The 16,364-nt window shown below is 60.7% G+C and carries 11 protein-coding genes; 6 read left to right on the forward strand and 5 right to left on the reverse strand.

What is annotated here, in order from left to right; genetic code table 11:
• The first annotated feature begins 127 nt into the window (after positions 1-127).
• The 4 genes from FFH90_RS03760 (at position 128) to FFH90_RS03775 (ending at position 9,516) form a co-directional block, all read left to right on the forward strand.
• Positions 128-2,431, forward strand: a complete 2,304-nt coding sequence (locus FFH90_RS03760) for a YgiQ family radical SAM protein (RefSeq protein ID WP_026286605.1) — start codon at positions 128-130, stop codon at positions 2,429-2,431.
• Between the two features lie 344 nt (positions 2,432-2,775).
• Positions 2,776-6,051 (forward strand): DUF2126 domain-containing protein, encoded by a 3,276-nt coding sequence (locus FFH90_RS03765; RefSeq protein ID WP_138866700.1) that lies wholly within the window; start codon positions 2,776-2,778, stop codon positions 6,049-6,051.
• Positions 6,052-6,139: 88 nt separating this feature from the next.
• A complete protein-coding gene (locus FFH90_RS03770) occupies positions 6,140-8,626 on the forward strand; it encodes a circularly permuted type 2 ATP-grasp protein (protein WP_138866701.1) in 2,487 nt (828 codons plus the stop codon).
• On the forward strand, positions 8,626-9,516 hold the full coding sequence (locus tag FFH90_RS03775) for a transglutaminase family protein (protein ID WP_019582213.1): 891 nt from the start codon (positions 8,626-8,628) through the stop codon (positions 9,514-9,516). The genes FFH90_RS03770 and FFH90_RS03775 overlap by 1 nt, the downstream gene beginning before the upstream one ends.
• A 129-nt stretch (positions 9,517-9,645) precedes the next feature.
• On the opposite strand, the gene FFH90_RS03780 is transcribed toward FFH90_RS03775, so the two are convergent.
• Positions 9,646-9,837 (reverse strand): hypothetical protein, encoded by a 192-nt coding sequence (locus FFH90_RS03780; protein WP_018928487.1) that lies wholly within the window; start codon positions 9,835-9,837, stop codon positions 9,646-9,648.
• 68 nt (positions 9,838-9,905) lie between these two features.
• A complete protein-coding gene (locus tag FFH90_RS03785) occupies positions 9,906-10,493 on the reverse strand; it encodes a TIGR00730 family Rossman fold protein (protein ID WP_018928486.1) in 588 nt (195 codons plus the stop codon).
• A 345-nt stretch (positions 10,494-10,838) separates the two neighbouring features.
• On the opposite strand from FFH90_RS03785, the gene azu reads away from it, so the two are divergent.
• A complete protein-coding gene (gene azu, locus FFH90_RS03790; RefSeq protein WP_064616027.1) occupies positions 10,839-11,285 on the forward strand; it encodes an azurin in 447 nt (148 codons plus the stop codon).
• A gap of 71 nt (positions 11,286-11,356) precedes the next feature.
• Here the strand turns inward: azu and nadE are convergent, their stop codons facing one another.
• The 3 genes from nadE to FFH90_RS03805 form a co-directional block, all read right to left on the reverse strand.
• A complete protein-coding gene (gene nadE / locus FFH90_RS03795) occupies positions 11,357-12,184 on the reverse strand; it encodes an ammonia-dependent NAD(+) synthetase (RefSeq protein ID WP_018928484.1) in 828 nt (275 codons plus the stop codon).
• 4 nt (positions 12,185-12,188) lie between these two features.
• Positions 12,189-13,415, reverse strand: a complete 1,227-nt coding sequence (gene pncB / locus FFH90_RS03800) for a nicotinate phosphoribosyltransferase (protein ID WP_019650677.1) — start codon at positions 13,413-13,415, stop codon at positions 12,189-12,191.
• 287 nt (positions 13,416-13,702) lie between these two features.
• Complete coding sequence (locus FFH90_RS03805; protein WP_111455418.1) at positions 13,703-14,614, reverse strand: LysR family transcriptional regulator; 912 nt, start codon at positions 14,612-14,614, stop codon at positions 13,703-13,705.
• 187 nt (positions 14,615-14,801) lie between these two features.
• On the opposite strand from FFH90_RS03805, the gene FFH90_RS03810 reads away from it, so the two are divergent.
• On the forward strand, positions 14,802-16,292 hold the full coding sequence (locus FFH90_RS03810) for an aldehyde dehydrogenase family protein (protein ID WP_018928481.1): 1,491 nt from the start codon (positions 14,802-14,804) through the stop codon (positions 16,290-16,292).
• Positions 16,293-16,364: the final 72 nt, after the last annotated feature.

The raw sequence follows: 16,364 nt of genomic DNA on the forward strand, positions 1-16,364 counted from the left end.
TATGTAGCCCCGGGATTTTTGCGAAAACAGCTCCACCGATTTCCGACCATAGCCGTCGGAATTGGTCAAAATTTGTGCTATATTCCGCGCCCGCGAAATTCAATGAAAGCCAACACCGGTTATCGACATGCAAGCAGCCAAGCCGTTATTTGACTATCCCAAGTACTGGGCCGAATGTTTCGGGCCAGCGCCATTCCTGCCCATGAGCAGGGAGGAGATGGATCAGCTCGGCTGGGATTCCTGCGACATCATCATCGTCACCGGTGATGCCTACGTCGACCATCCGTCGTTCGGCATGGCGATCATCGGCCGGCTGCTGGAGGCCCAGGGCTTCCGCGTCGGGATCATCGCGCAGCCGAACTGGCAGTCCAAAGACGACTTCATGAAGCTCGGCGAGCCGAACCTGTTTTTCGGTGTCGCGGCCGGCAACATGGACTCGATGATCAACCGCTACACCGCCGACAAGAAAATCCGTTCCGACGACGCCTACACCCCCGGTGGCCTGGCAGGCAAACGTCCGGACCGCGCGAGCCTGGTTTACAGCCAGCGCTGCAAGGAAGCCTATAAGCACGTGCCGATTGTGCTCGGCGGCATCGAAGCCTCCCTGCGCCGCATCGCCCACTACGATTACTGGCAGGATCGGGTGCGTAACTCGATCCTGATCGACGCCTGCGCCGACATCCTGCTCTACGGCAACGCCGAGCGTGCAATCGTCGAAGTCGCCCAGCGCCTGTCCTACGGCCACAAGATCGAAGACATCACCGATGTGCGCGGCACCGCGTTCATCCGCCGTGATACGCCGCAAGGCTGGTACGAAGTCGATTCCACGCGCATCGACCGTCCGGGCAAGATCGACAAGATCATCAACCCGTACGTCAACACCCAGGACACCGCCGCCTGCGCCATCGAGCAGGAAAAGGGGCCGGTTGAAGACCCTGGCGAGGCTAAGGTCGTACAGATCCTGGCCAGCCCGAAAATGACTCGCGACAAGACCGTCATTCGTCTGCCGTCGGTTGAAAAAGTCCGTGGCGATGCGGTGCTTTACGCTCACGCCAACCGCGTGCTGCACCTGGAAACCAATCCGGGCAACGCCCGCGCTCTGGTGCAAAAGCACGGCGAGGTAGACGTCTGGTTCAACCCGCCGCCGATTCCGATGACCACCGAAGAAATGGACTACGTGTTCGGCATGCCTTACGCGCGCGTTCCGCACCCGGCGTACGGCAAGGAAAAGATCCCGGCCTACGAGATGATCCGTTTCTCGGTGAACATCATGCGTGGCTGCTTCGGCGGCTGCACCTTCTGCTCGATCACCGAGCACGAAGGCCGGATCATCCAGAACCGTTCCGAAGAGTCGATCATTCGCGAAATCGAAGAGATCCGCGACAAGGTTCCGGGTTTCACCGGCGTCATTTCCGACCTCGGCGGCCCGACCGCGAACATGTACCGCATCGCCTGCAAGACCCCGGAAATCGAATCCGCGTGCCGCAAGCCTTCATGCGTGTTCCCAGGCATTTGCCCGAACCTCAACACCGATCACTCGTCGCTGATCCAGCTCTATCGCAGCGCCCGGGCCTTGCCGGGCGTGAAGAAGATCCTGATCGCCTCCGGCCTGCGCTACGACCTCGCGGTCGAGTCGCCGGAGTACGTCAAGGAGCTGGTGACCCACCACGTCGGTGGTTACCTGAAGATCGCCCCGGAACACACCGAGGAAGGTCCGCTCAACCAGATGATGAAACCGGGCATCGGCAGCTATGACAAGTTCAAGCGCATGTTCGAGAAGTACACCAAGGAAGCCGGGAAAGAGCAGTACCTGATTCCGTACTTCATCGCCGCCCACCCGGGCACCACCGACGAAGACATGATGAACCTGGCCCTGTGGCTCAAGGGCAACGGTTTCCGTGCCGACCAGGTGCAGGCGTTCTACCCGTCGCCGATGGCCACCGCCACCGCGATGTACCACTCGGGCAAGAACCCGCTGCGCAAGGTCACTTACAAAAGCGACGGCGTGACTATCGTCAAGAGCGAAGAGCAGCGTCGCCTGCACAAAGCGTTCTTGCGTTATCACGACCCGAAAGGCTGGCCGATGCTGCGTGAAGCGCTGACCCGCATGGGCCGCGCCGATCTGATCGGGCCGGGCAAGAACCAGTTGATCCCGTTGCATCAGCCAGCGACCGACAGCTACCAGAGCGCCCGTCGCAAGAACTCGACGCCGGCCGGCAGCCACAAAGTGGCCAAGGAAACGACCACCAAGATCCTGACCCAGCACACCGGCCTGCCACCGCGTGCCAGCGATGGCGGTAACCCGTGGGACAAGCGTGAACAGGCCAAGGCGGCGGCATTCGCCCGCAACCAGCAGGCAGCCAAGGAGCGCAAGGACGCGGCTAAAGGCAAGGGGCCGAAGCCTGCGCGCAAGCCGGTCGTGCCGCGCTAAACGTCGCTTGAGCTGAACAGAACGCCAACCTCCGGGTTGGCGTTCTGCGTTTCAGGAACAACGAATCTCATTGTGGCGAGGGAGCTTGCTCCCGTTCGGCTGCGAAGCAGTCGTCAGCTTTTTAGGGCCGCTGCACGCCCCAGCGGGAGCAAGCTCCCTCACCACAGAGACCGCGTACATTCACGTCCTCGCCACATTTGCGTGCAACTGAGCCAAACCAATTTTCCGCGTCGCCCGATTTTGGTGCTGTACTGCCTCAAGCAATTGGAGAAAGCGCCAACGCCGCTGGCTGGCATAAGTCTTGCGCGCTTTCCTATAAGTTTAAGGCTCGCAGGAGGCACGCCGTGTCGATTCATGTCGCATTGCATCACGTCACGCATTACCGCTACGACCGCGCCGTCGAGCTCGGTCCGCAGATCGTTCGCCTGCGCCCGGCTGCCCACAGCCGCACGCGGATACTGTCCTATGCGCTGAAAGTCTCGCCCGAGCAGCATTTCATCAACTGGCAACAAGACCCTCAGGGCAATTACCTGGCGCGGTTGGTGTTCCCGGAGAAAACCGATGAACTGAGGATCGAGGTCGACCTGCTGGCCGAGATGGCAGTCTTCAATCCCTTCGACTTCTTCCTCGAGCCCTACGCCGAGAAGATCCCTTTCGCCTATGCAGCGGATGAGCGCAAAGAGCTGGCGCCGTACCTGGAAACCTTGCCGCTGACGCCGACATTCAAGGCCTATCTGGACGGCATCGACCGCACGCCGCTGCCCAGCGTGGATTTCCTCGTCGCGATCAACCAGCGCCTGAGCGAAGACATCGGTTACCTGATTCGTATGGAGCCGGGCGTACAGACTCCGGAATACACCCTCGAACAGGCCTCCGGCTCCTGCCGCGACTCGGCGTGGTTGCTGGTGCAATTGCTGCGCAACCTCGGCCTGGCGGCGCGATTCGTCTCCGGTTACCTGATCCAGCTGACCGCCGACGTCAAAAGCCTCGACGGTCCCTCGGGCACCGAAGTGGATTTCACTGACCTGCATGCCTGGTGCGAAGTCTATTTGCCCGGTGCCGGCTGGATCGGCCTGGACGCAACCTCAGGGTTGTTTGCCGGTGAAGGACACATTCCGTTGGCGTGCAGCCCCGACCCATCCTCTGCGGCACCAATCAGTGGTTTGGTGGAACCGTGCGAGTGCGAATTCACCCACGAAATGTCGGTCGAGCGGATTTGGGAAGCGCCAAGGGTTACCAAACCCTACACCGAAGACCAATGGCTGGCGATTCAGGCATTGGGCCGGCAGATCGATGCTGATTTGCTCGAGGGTGACGTGCGCCTGACCATGGGCGGCGAGCCGACGTTCGTTTCCATTGATGACCCGGACGGCGCCGAGTGGAACACCGCCGCGCTCGGGCCAGACAAGCGTCGGCTGTCAGCCGAACTGTTCCAGCGCATGCGCAAGCATTACGCGCCCAAGGGCCTGGTGCATTTCGGTCAGGGCAAGTGGTACCCCGGCGAGCAACTGCCGCGCTGGTCGCTGAACTGCTATTGGCGCCGCGATGGCGTGCCGATCTGGCACAACAGCGCGCTGATTGCCGACGAGCGGGAAGATTACGGCGCCGATGGCGAACTGGCCGGGCGTTTCCTGGCGAGTGTCGCCGAACGCTTGAAAATTCCGACACGCTTTGTGTTCCCGGCCTACGAAGACAATTTCTATTACCTCTGGCGCGAAGGAACGTTGCCGCAGAACGTCAGCGCCGAAGACTCACGCCTGGAAGAACCTCTGGAGCGTGCGCGCCTGCGCAAAGTCTTCAGCCAAGGCCTGGACAAGGTCATCGGTCAGGTCCTGCCGCTGGCGCGCACCGCCAAGGGCGATCAATGGCAGAGCGGTCGCTGGTACCTGCGCGAGGAACACTGCCGGTTGGTGCCGGGGGATTCGCCACTGGGTTATCGCTTGCCGCTCGGTTCGCAGCCTTGGGTGAAAGCTGCGGAGTACCCATTCATTCATCCCACGGACCCGAATCAGGATTTCCCGGCGCTACCGGACACCGATCAGCTACGGAATCACGCTCAACCGAAAACGGCCGACGAACGTGTGCCCGAGATCGACCAGTCCGCCGACTGGCTGACCCGCACCGCGTTCTGCGCCGAAGCACGTGAAGGTCGGTTGTACCTGTTCATGCCGCCACTGGAGCGGGTCGAGGACTACCTGGAACTGGTCGCCGCCATCGAAGCCACCGCCGAGGAACTGCATTGCCCGGTATTGCTGGAAGGCTATGAACCGCCGAGCGATCCGCGTCTGAGCAACTTTCGCATTACCCCGGATCCGGGCGTGATCGAGGTCAACGTCCAGCCGTCCGCTACCTGGGACGAGTTGGTGGAACGTACCGAGTTTCTTTACGAAGAGGCGCGCCAGACCCGGCTGACCACCGAGAAATTCATGATCGACGGCCGGCACACCGGCACCGGCGGCGGTAACCATTTCGTCCTGGGGGGGGCGACCCCGGCTGACTCACCGTTTCTGCGCCGTCCCGACCTGCTGCGCAGCCTGATCAGCTACTGGCATAACCACCCGTCCTTGTCCTACCTGTTTTCCGGGCTGTTCATCGGCCCGACATCCCAGGCACCGCGGGTGGACGAAGCGCGCAACGATTCGCTGTATGAACTGGAAATCGCCTTCGCCCAGATGCCGGAGCCGGGCGAAGAATGCCCACCATGGCTGGTGGATCGCTTGTTGCGCAATTTGCTGATCGACGTGACCGGCAACACCCACCGCGCCGAGTTCTGCATCGACAAACTCTATTCACCGGACGGCGCCACCGGACGCCTTGGCTTGCTGGAACTGCGAGCCTTTGAAATGCCGCCCCATGCGCGCATGAGCCTGGCTCAGCAGTTGTTGTTGCGGGCGCTGGTGGCGCGGTTCTGGCGCGAGCCTTATGCACCGCCGAAACTGGCGCGCTGGGGCACCGAACTGCACGACCGGTTCTTGCTGCCGCACTTTATCGAGCAGGATTTCGCCGATGTAATCGTCGACCTGAATGCCGCCGGTTATCCGGTGCAGGCAGAGTGGTTCGCGGCGCATCTGGAGTTCCGTTTTCCCAAGGTCGGCGACTACGCCGTCAGCGGTATCGAACTGGAATTGCGTCAGGCGCTGGAGCCCTGGCATGTGTTGGGCGAAGAGGGCAGCGCGGGCGGTACGGTGCGTTATGTGGATTCGTCCCTGGAACGTTTGCAGGTCAAGCTGACGGGGTTGCCGCCGCAACGTTATCTGCTGACCTGCAATGGCATCCCGGTGCCGTTGCAACCTACCGGTCGGGTCGGCGAGTTCGTCGCCGGTGTACGTTTCCGTGCCTGGCAACCGTACAACTGTCTGCAACCGACTATCCCGGTCCACGCACCGCTGGTGTTCGACTTGCTCGACACCTGGATGGGGCGTTCGCTGGGTGGTTGTCAGTACCACGTCGCCCATCCGGGCGGGCGCAACTACGACAGCCTGCCGGTGAACGCCAATGAAGCCGAGAGCCGGCGGATGGCGCGTTTCTTCCGCATCGGACACACGCCTGGGAAACTTCCTGTACCGAAACTGGAAATCAACGACGAGCTGCCGATGACACTCGATTTGCGACGCTTTTAAACCGTACGCGACGCTCGGATTTTTCGTCTATCCGGGCGTCATGAGCCTGCGTTAGTCTGACCGTTCTTTGCTGTCTGCCGAGCTTTCCATGCCTGACCTGCTTGACCGCTACCCGTTGACTGCGGGCACCTATCACGAACTGCTCGACAACAGCGGCGCCGTGCGCCCGCACTGGCGGCGGCTGTTCGATCAATTGCAACGCAGCACGCCAGCGCAACTGGTGCAGCGTCAGGCGCTGCTGACCCGACAGATTCAGGAAAACGGCGTGACCTACAACGTCTACGCCGACCCCAAGGGCGCTGATCGGCCATGGGAGCTGGATTTGTTGCCTCATGTGATTGCAGCCGATGAGTGGCAGCAGCTTTCGGCCGGGATCGCTCAACGGGCGCGTTTGCTCAATGCTGTGCTGGCGGACCTGTACGGTCCTCAACGCTTGATCGCCGAAGGCCTGCTGCCGGCTGAACTGGTGTTCGGTCATAACAACTTCCTCTGGCCTTGCCAGGGCATCGCACCGCCCGACGGGGCCTTTCTGCATCTGTATGCCGTGGATTTGGCGCGCACGCCTGACGGTCGCTGGTGGGTGACCGCCGACCGGACTCAAGCACCCTCCGGTGCCGGTTACGCCCTGGAAAACCGCACCATCGTGTCCCGGGCCTTCCCCGAGTTGTATCGCGACTTGAAGGTGCGGCACCTGGCCGGGTTCTTCCGCACACTTCAGGAAACACTCGCCCGGCAGGCGCCGAGCGACGATGAAGCGCCGCTGGTGGTCCTGCTGACACCGGGGCGTTTCAACGAAAGCTATTTCGAGCACTTGTACCTGGCTCGTCAGCTCGGTTATCCACTGGTGGAGGGCGGTGATCTGACCGTGCGCGATGCCACGGTCTATCTGAAAACCTTGAGCGGGTTGCGCCGGGTTCACGCGATCATGCGTCGGCTCGACGATGATTTCTGCGACCCGCTGGAGCTGCGCACCGACTCGGCCCTTGGCGTGCCAGGGCTGCTCGAAGCGGTGCGTCAGGGCCGGGTGCTGGTGGCCAACGCCCTCGGCAGCGGTGTGCTGGAGTCGCCGGGTTTGCTGGGCTTCCTGCCGAAAATCAATCAATTCCTGTTCGGCGAAGAGTTGATCCTGCCGTCCATCGCAACTTGGTGGTGCGGCGAAGCGCCGGTGCTGGCCCAGGCCCTGGAAAAACTGCCGGAACTGTTGATCAAGCCGGCGTTTCCGTCGCAGAGCTTTGCACCGGTGTTTGGGCGTGATTTGAGTGAAAAACAGCGCCAGGCTCTGGCTGAGCGCATGCAGGCACGGCCTTATGCCTATGTTGCGCAAGAATTGGCGCAACTGTCCCAGGCGCCGATCTGGCAGGCCGAAGGCGGACAGTTGCAACCGCGAGCCATCGGCATGCGTGTGTATGCGGTGGCCAGTCGGGAGGGTTATCGAGTGCTGCCCGGTGGCCTGACCCGGGTTGCCGCCGAGGCCGATGCCGAAGCGGTGTCGATGCAACGCGGCGGCGCGAGCAAAGACACCTGGGTGTTGGGCGATCGCCCACCCAGCGGCGAACAATGGAAAGCCCAGCGCAACATTGGCGTTCACGATCTGGTACGTCGTGATCCGTATCTGCCATCGCGGGTGGTCGAGAACCTGTTCTGGTTCGGCCGTTATTGCGAGCGCTGCGATGACAGCGCGCGGCTGCTGCGGGTCATGCTCGCGCGCTATGTCGATGGCGATGACCCGCAAGCCCTGGAGGCGGCGGTCGATCTCGGTGAACGCCTGAATCTGTTGCCGGAGGAGGGTGAGTTGCCGGAACGATTGCTGGCGGCGCTGCTCGGCGATGATTGGCCGTTCAGCCTGCGCTCCAATCTGCAGCGTTTGCAGTGGGCGGCGTCGCAAGTACGCGGCAAGCTCTCGCGAGAGAACTGGCAAGCGCTGGTGGAGTTGCAGCGCGAGGCCATGGAGCTGGAAACCGAAGAGCCGGATTTCGGCGAGTTGCTGGACTTCCTCAACCGGTTGGTAATGTCGCTGGCGGCGCTGTCCGGCTTTGCCCTCGACGACATGACCCGGGACGAAGGCTGGCGTTTCCTGATGATCGGTCGGCGGATCGAACGGCTGCAATTTCTCAGCGGCAGTCTGGCGGCGTTTTTGCGCGGTGCCGGGGCTTTCGATCAGGCCGGGCTGGAATGGCTGCTGGAACTGGGTAACAGCAGCATCACCTACCGCTCGCGGTACCTGGCGGTGGCGCAATTGATCCCGGTGCTTGACCTGTTGCTGCTCGATGAACAAAACCCGCACGCGGTGCTGTTCCAGTTGAAACTGGTGACCCGTACGTTGAAGCGCTTGAACGACGACTTCGGCGCGCCGCGCGAAACAGGTCTGCTGCAGTTGGTGGAGCGGTTGGCGCACTTCGATCTGGGCTGCCTGGAGAACTCGCTGTTCGGCGAGGCCAGTGTTCACGCCGCCATAGAGGGGTTGGCGGATCTGCTGCAAGAGATCGCCGATGCCAGCGGACAGGTGTCGGATCGCCTGGCCTTGCGCCATTTCGCCCATGTCGATGATGTCAGCCAGCGCACGGTGTCCGTCTGATGAGTGCCCATTACCAGATTTTCCACGACACCCATTATCACTACGACAGCCCGGTGTCCCTGGCCCAGCAACTGGCGCATCTGTGGCCGCGCGCCTGTGCCTGGCAGCGCTGCACCGAACAGCAGTTGCAGATCAGTCCCCAGCCGACTTCACGCCGGGATGAGCTGGATGTGTTCGGCAATCCGCTGACCCGGTTGGCGTTCGAGCGCCCCCACGATGAATTGCTGGTCAACGCTCGGCTCACCGTCGAAGTGCTGGAACGGCCGTCGCTGGACTTCAATCAATCGCCGGCCTGGGAAGCGACCTGCAACGCGCTGACCTACAGCGGTCAGCCACTCTCGCCTGCGTTGCTGGAAGCCTGCCGTTACCGCTTCGAATCGCCCTACGTGCATTTGAAACGCAGTTTCGTCGAGTTCTCCGAAAGTTGCTTTCCTGCTGGCCGGCCATTGCTGCTGGGTGTTCAAGCGTTGATGGAGAAGATCTTCAGCGAGTTCACCTTCGACGCCGAGGCGACCCAAGTGGCGACGCCGTTGGTGGAAGTGCTGGAGAGGCGTCGTGGGGTTTGCCAGGACTTCGCGCATTTGATGCTCGCGTGCCTGCGCTCCCGTGGGTTGGCGGCGCGGTATATCAGCGGCTATCTGCTGACACAGCCCCCACCGGGCCAGCCGCGGCTGATCGGCGCCGATGCGTCGCATGCGTGGGTGTCGGTGTTTTGCCCGGTGCTGGGTTGGGTGGATTTTGACCCGACCAACAATGTGCAACCGGCGCTGGAGCACATCACCCTGGCCTGGGGCCGAGACTTTTCCGATGTGTCGCCGTTGCGCGGGGTGATTCTGGGCGGTGGCAGCCATGATCCCGAAGTTCGGGTGACAGTGATGCCATTGGAATAGCGCAGACCCCATGCGGGAATGTGTTTTTTGGAGGAGGGTTTCAAATTGGCCTGTGAGGGCCAGCAACATCGTTGCTGACCCTGGACACAGATCCGGTGGGCCTGATCAGATCATCGGGCCCTGAGGGTCTCAGGCGTCGGGCGCCTGATCTTTCGGTGCTTCAACATCATCTTCTGCCGCCACTTCACCTTCTGCATCCGGGTTCAGTGCTGCTGCTTCTTCTTCAGCTGTAGCTTTCTTGCGCTGAAGCTTTTCCTCTTTCTTCTGCTCCTTGGCCAAGTCTCTCTGACGTTTGGCGAAGGAATAATTAGGTTTAGCCATGGGCGATCCTCTGGGGTCGAAGGTGAGGTTGAGCGGCGCATATTCTGCCTTGTATCGGCACCGAGCCGTTAGCTGGGTTTTTGCTCGGTCCATTTTGGCGGTACCGAGGGTTGCCAGGCGTCCAGTGCATCGAGCAGGGTTTGCGGTGATTCGCTCATTTGCAGCATGTCACGGTGCTGCCCGCGAACGAAGCCTTCGCCGACGATATGATCGAGAAAAGACGTCAACTTGCTGTAGAAACCGTTCACTTCCAGCAAACCCAGCGGTTTGCCGTGATAACCGAGCTGGCCCCAGGTCCAGACTTCGAACAGCTCTTCCAGCGTGCCCAGACCGCCGGGCAGGGCAATGAAGGCATCGCTGAGCTCGGCCATTCGCGCCTTGCGCGCATGCATGCCGTCGACCACTTCCAGGCGGGTCAGGCCGCTGTGGCCGATTTCCTTGTCCTTGAGGCTCTGCGGAATGATCCCGATCACTTCGCCACCGGCCGCCAGTGCGGCATCTGCCACAATTCCCATCAGCCCGACGGCGCCCCCGCCATAGACCAGGGTCAGCTTGCGCTCGGCCAATGCTCGCCCCAGGGCGACAGCCGCCTCACGATAAGCCGGATTGGTGCCGGTGCTGGCACCGCAAAATACACAAACGGACGTTAAAGACATGCCTTGCTCCATGGTCAATCAGGACCACAGAGTAAAGGCAGGCTCGCATCGTTCCAAGGGTTAAACCGCGCGTTCAGGTGTTTCGTAAGTGCCACTGGCGCCACAGGCGTAGGCGGCCAACAAACTGCTCAACAAGCTGCTGAAAGACATGACAGGCGCTCCAGGTGAGTAATGATGGCCCTGATGATAGGGCCGTCCCAGACGTCTGGCTGGTAGATTGTTTCGATGGGGGTCATAGCCCGAAAGTTGTATACAATTTTTGATTCAGGTCATAGGAACTTGCGAAGATTTCAGGCAGTCTTCTGTCCATTCGCACTTTCGTTAACCCTGCCTTGGAGATTCACCATGTTTGCCAAACTTGTTGCGGTATCCCTGCTGACACTGGCCAGCAGCCAATTGATGGCTGCCGAGTGCAAAACGACCATCGACTCCACCGATCAGATGTCCTTCAACACCAAGGCCATTGAAATCGACAAAAGCTGCAAGACCTTCACCGTTGAACTGACCCACTCCGGCAGCCTGCCGAAAAACGTCATGGGCCATAACCTGGTGATCAGCAAAGAGGCTGACATGCAGCCGATCGCCACCGACGGCCTGTCGGCTGGCATCGACAAGAATTACCTGAAAGAAGGTGATACCCGTGTCATCGCTCACACCAAAGTCATCGGCGCTGGCGAAAAGGACTCTCTGACCATCGATGTGTCGAAGCTCAATGCAGCCGAAAAATACGGCTTCTTCTGCTCGTTCCCGGGCCACATCTCGATGATGAAAGGCACGGTTACACTGAAGTAATCGATTCAAACGCATAAAAAAAGCGTCCACCCGGGACGCTTTTTTTGTGCTCATTTCTACAGGGGACAGAATCAAGGCGCGAACGGCATCACACGCTTGTGATGTGTTTTCTTGTACGTATCACAAATGATCTTGAACGCTTCCTCGCGCACCGGTTCGCCGTGCAGGAAGGCGTCGATCTCGGCGTAGGTCACGCCGTGGGACGCTTCGTCCGGTTTGCCCGGCGACAGGTCTTCGAGGTCGGCGGTCGGGATTTTCTCCACCAGCGACTCTGGCGCGCCGAAGCTGCGGGCAATCGCCCGGACCTGGTTTTTCACCAGGCCGCTCAGCGGTGCGAGGTCGCAGGCGCCGTCACCGAACTTGGTGAAGAAACCCATCACGGCTTCTGCCGCGTGGTCGGTGCCGATCACCAGGCCATGAGCCGCACCGGCGATGGTGTATTGCGCGACCATGCGCATCCGCGCCTTGGTATTGCCCAATACGAAATCCACCCAGACGGCCTCTTTGCCTTCGAAGGCTGCCACTTCGCCGGCCAGGGATTTGACTGCGGGGCCGATGTTCACCGTGTGGCGTTCGTCCGGGGCGATGAAGTCCACCGAGGCCTGGGCATCGTGTTCATCGAACTGCGTCTGGTACGGCAGGCGCACGGCGATGAACTTGTAGCTGTTATCACCGGTACGCTCACGCAGTTCACGGATGGCGCGTTGGGCCAGTAGGCCGGCGGTCAGGGAATCGACGCCGCCGCTGATACCGAGCACCAGGGTCTTGAGCCCGGAATTGACCAGGCAATCCTGAATGAAGGTGATTCGCCGGGCGACTTCAGCCTCAAGGGCGAGTTGATCCACGAACGGCGGTTGGACCTTGAGCTGTTCAGCAATCTCACGCTGTACGGCTTGCATGAATTCACTCCTTGCTTGATGTACTGGAAAGGGTGGCAGGTACTTGGAAAACGTGTCGCAAATAGGCGACGAAATTCGGGTCTTTGCAGTGAGTCTTGCCAGGCTCATCAGAAATCTTGGCCACCGGTTGGCCGTTGCATGCAGTCATTTTAAGCACGATGCTCATCGGTTCGACACCCGGAATATCGCAGGTCAGGTTAGTGCCGATGCCGAAACTGACATTGATCCGACCACGTAACGCCCGAAAAATCTCCAGAGACTTGGGCAACGTCAGGCTGTCGGAAAACACCAGGGTCTTGCTCATCGGGTCGATGCCCAGCTTGTGATAGTGGGCGATGGCCTTTTCCGCCCAGAGCACCGGGTCACCGGAGTCGTGACGCAAGCCGTCGAAGAGCTTGGCAAAGAACAGGTCGAAATCGCCGAGAAACGCATCGGAAGTGATGCAGTCGGTCAGGGCGATCCCCAGCAGGCCACGGTACTCGCGGACCCAGCAGTCGAGGGCGGCGATCTGGCTGTCGATCAACCGCGGACCGAGTTGCTGGTGGGCCATGATCCATTCGTGGGCCATGGTGCCCAGCGGCTTCATATCCAGCTCGCGGGACAGGTGCACGTTGCTGGTGCCGACGAAACGACCAGGGAAGTCGTGCTTGAGCACGTTTACCACTTCTTCCTGCACGCGATACGAGAAGCGCCGGCGAGTGCCGAAATCGGCTACCTGCAACTCGGACAATTCATCGGTGCTGGCGTTGGCGGTCAACCAGTCGAACTTGCGATAGAGCTGCTCACGGGCCTGTTCCAGGACGATTTCCCGGTAGCGATAGCGGTTGCGCACTTCGCTGACCATGGCCAGCAACGGCACTTCGAACAGAATCACGTGCAGCCACGGCCCGCGCAGGCGGATGAACAACTCGCCGTTTTCAATGCCGGTGTGGATATAGCGCAGATTGAAACGGAACAGCCCGAGAAAGCGCAGGAAGTCCGGTTTCAGGAAGCTGATGCGCTCCAGGAAGCTCAGCTGATCGGCGCTCAGGCTCAACTCGGCCAGACGCTCGATCTGGAAACGGATCTCCGCCAGGTACGGGCGCAGATCCTCGCTGTTACGGCAACGAAACTCCCATTCGACTTCCACGTTAGGGTAGTTGTGCAGCACCGCCTGCATCATCGTCAGTTTGTAGAAGTCGGTGTCGAGCAGGTTCTGCACGATGCGATCGGCAAACACACTCTCGCTCATAACGGGTCTCCAGGCGGGTCGCGGCCCGTGGCAGCGACGTTGCAGCTGTTTCAATGAATGGGGCTAGTGGCGCATATCAGCGGTGAGGATTGCCAGCAATTTTTTAGACGCTAGAGATTTCCGTGGCGAGGGAGCTTGCTCCCGCTGGGGGGCGAAGCGCCCCTGACTACAGCCGATGCATTCGATCTGGAGGAATGCATTTACCGTTTTGCGACCGCTTCGCAGCCGAGCGGGAGCAAGCTCCCTCGCCACAGATATTGTTCTTGACCACAGATTTTTGTGAGTCTTCAAATCTGTGAGGCATCCGGATTGTTTATCCGCTCCAGCATCCACTTCACAAAATCCCGCACCTTGGGCACTTCCGCCGAGTGCTCCGGATACGCCAGGTAATAGGCGTCGGTGCTGGGCATTGCATGCTGCCAGGGAATGACCAGTTTGCCGTCGGCCAATTCCTCTTCCACCAGAAACTTCGGCAACAGCGCCACGCCGCAGCCGACCTGGGCGGCGCGGATGCACATATAGAACGTTTCGAAACGCGGGCCGTGGTAGCTGTGTTCGGTGTGGTAGCCCTGGCTGTCGAACCAATCGTGCCAGGCCTGGGGGCGGGAAGCGTTTTGCAGCAGGACCAGGTCGGTGAGTTGGGTCGGATCGGTGAACGGCGTGTCCGGCAGACTGCCCGGGGCGCACACAGGAACAAGCTCTTCGCCGAACAGCTTCAGGCATTCGGTGCCGGGCCGTGAGCCCTGGCCGAAGTAGAACGCCAGGTCGCTGCGACCTTGCAGCAGGTCGTCGGCTTCCTGTTCGCTGCACAGGTCCAGATGGATTGACGGATGACGCAGGCGCCAGCCTTTCAAGCGTGGCACCAGCCAGCGCGCGCCGAAGGTCGGAGGCGTGGAGACGCGCAAGACTTCGGTGTCTCCGCCGTAGGAACGCAGGTAATGGGTCGACATTTCGACTTGGGTGAGGATTTTTCGCACCTCCACCAAATACAAATCGCCAGCGGGGGTCATTTGCAGGCGTCGGCGCACCCGGCGGAACAACAGATGCTGCAACAACTCTTCGAGTTGCGCGACCTGTTTGCTCACGGCGCTCTGGGTCAGGTTCAGCTCTTCGGCGGCGCGGGTGAAGCTCAAATGCCGGGTCACGGCCTCGAAACACTGCAGCGCAGTGATCGACGGCAAGTAGCGTTTATTCAGCATCGGTTCTCCTTGTTCTTGTCTCTCTACGCGGCACGCGTGTTACCGGCAGATTCGCAGCATGAATAAACGGAATGATATCTCGCTTAATCGTCGTTTGTTGGAGAACCTCGGGAGCGCTAAAACTACAGGTCAGATCAGTCGAATTAATCCGGCTGCACGTTTTCTGTTTCTGCTCGAGGAGTGACCCATGGTTGCCGCATTGCTTGATCGTCTTGGTGTGAACCCGGCCCTGTACCAGAACGGCAAAGTGCCGGTGCATTCGCCCATCGACGGTAGTCGGATTGCCGCCGTGAACTGGGAAGGCGCCGCTGAAGTCGAGCAGCACATCAGTCGCGCAGATCATGCGTTCGAATTGTGGCGCAAGGTGCCGGCGCCGCGCCGTGGCGAACTGGTTCGTCAATTGGGCGACATCCTGCGCGAGTACAAGGCCGATCTCGGTGAGCTGGTTTCCTGGGAAGCCGGCAAGATCACTCAGGAAGGCCTGGGTGAAGTTCAGGAAATGATCGACATCTGCGACTTCGCGGTCGGTCTGTCCCGTCAGTTGTACGGTTTGACCATCGCCTCCGAGCGCCCTGGCCACCACATGCGCGAAACCTGGCACCCGCTGGGCATCGTCGGCGTGATCAGCGCGTTCAACTTCCCGGTCGCCGTCTGGGCCTGGAACGCGACGCTGGCGCTGGTCTGCGGCAACCCGGTGATCTGGAAGCCGTCGGAGAAAACCCCGCTGACCGCGCTGGCCTGTCAGGCGCTGTTCGACCGTGTCCTGAAGAACTTCAGCGACGCCCCGCCGCACCTGAGCCAAGTGATCATCGGTGGTCGCGATGCAGGCGAAGCCCTGGTCGATGACCCGCGTGTCGCGCTGATCAGCGCTACCGGCAGCACCCGCATGGGCCGCGAAGTGGCGCCGAAAATCGCCGCACGTTTCGCGCGTAGCATTCTGGAACTGGGCGGTAATAACGCGATGATCCTCGGCCCAAGCGCCGATCTGGACATGGCCGTACGGGCGATTCTGTTTAGCGCCGTCGGCACTGCCGGTCAGCGTTGCACCACCTTGCGTCGCCTGATTGCCCACGAATCGGTGAAAGAAGAAATCGTCACCCGCCTGAAAGCCGCTTACTCCAAGGTGCGCATCGGCCATCCACTGGAAGGCAACCTGATCGGGCCGCTGATCGACAAACACAGCTTCGACAACATGCAGGACGCGCTGGAGCAAGCCTTGAGCGAAGGCGGCCGGGTGTTTGGCGGCCAGCGTCAGCTGGAAGACAAATTCCCCAACGCTTACTACGTTTCACCAGCCATCGTCGAAATGCCGGAACAAAGCGATGTGGTGCGCGACGAAACCTTCGCGCCAATTCTGTACGTGATCGGTTACACCGATTTCGAAGAGGCATTGCGCCTGAACAACGCCGTGCCACAAGGCCTGTCGTCGTGCATCTTCACCACCGACGTGCGTGAAGCCGAGCGGTTCATGTCGGCGGTGGGCAGCGATTGCGGCATTGCCAACGTCAACATCGGCCCGAGCGGCGCGGAAATCGGCGGCGCGTTCGGCGGCGAGAAGGAAACGGGCGGCGGTCGTGAGTCGGGCTCCGATGCATGGCGCGGGTACATGCGCCGCCAGACCAACACCGTGAACTATTCGCTGGAATTGCCGTTGGCTCAGGGGATTACGTTCGATTAAGCAGCAAGCGACAAGCTGTTGATCGATCGTTCCCACGCTCTGCGCGGGAACGATCGATGGTGTGTTGGTTAG

This window comes from Pseudomonas sp. ATCC 43928, assembly GCF_005938665.2.
Classification (GTDB): Bacteria; Pseudomonadota; Gammaproteobacteria; order Pseudomonadales; family Pseudomonadaceae; genus Aquipseudomonas.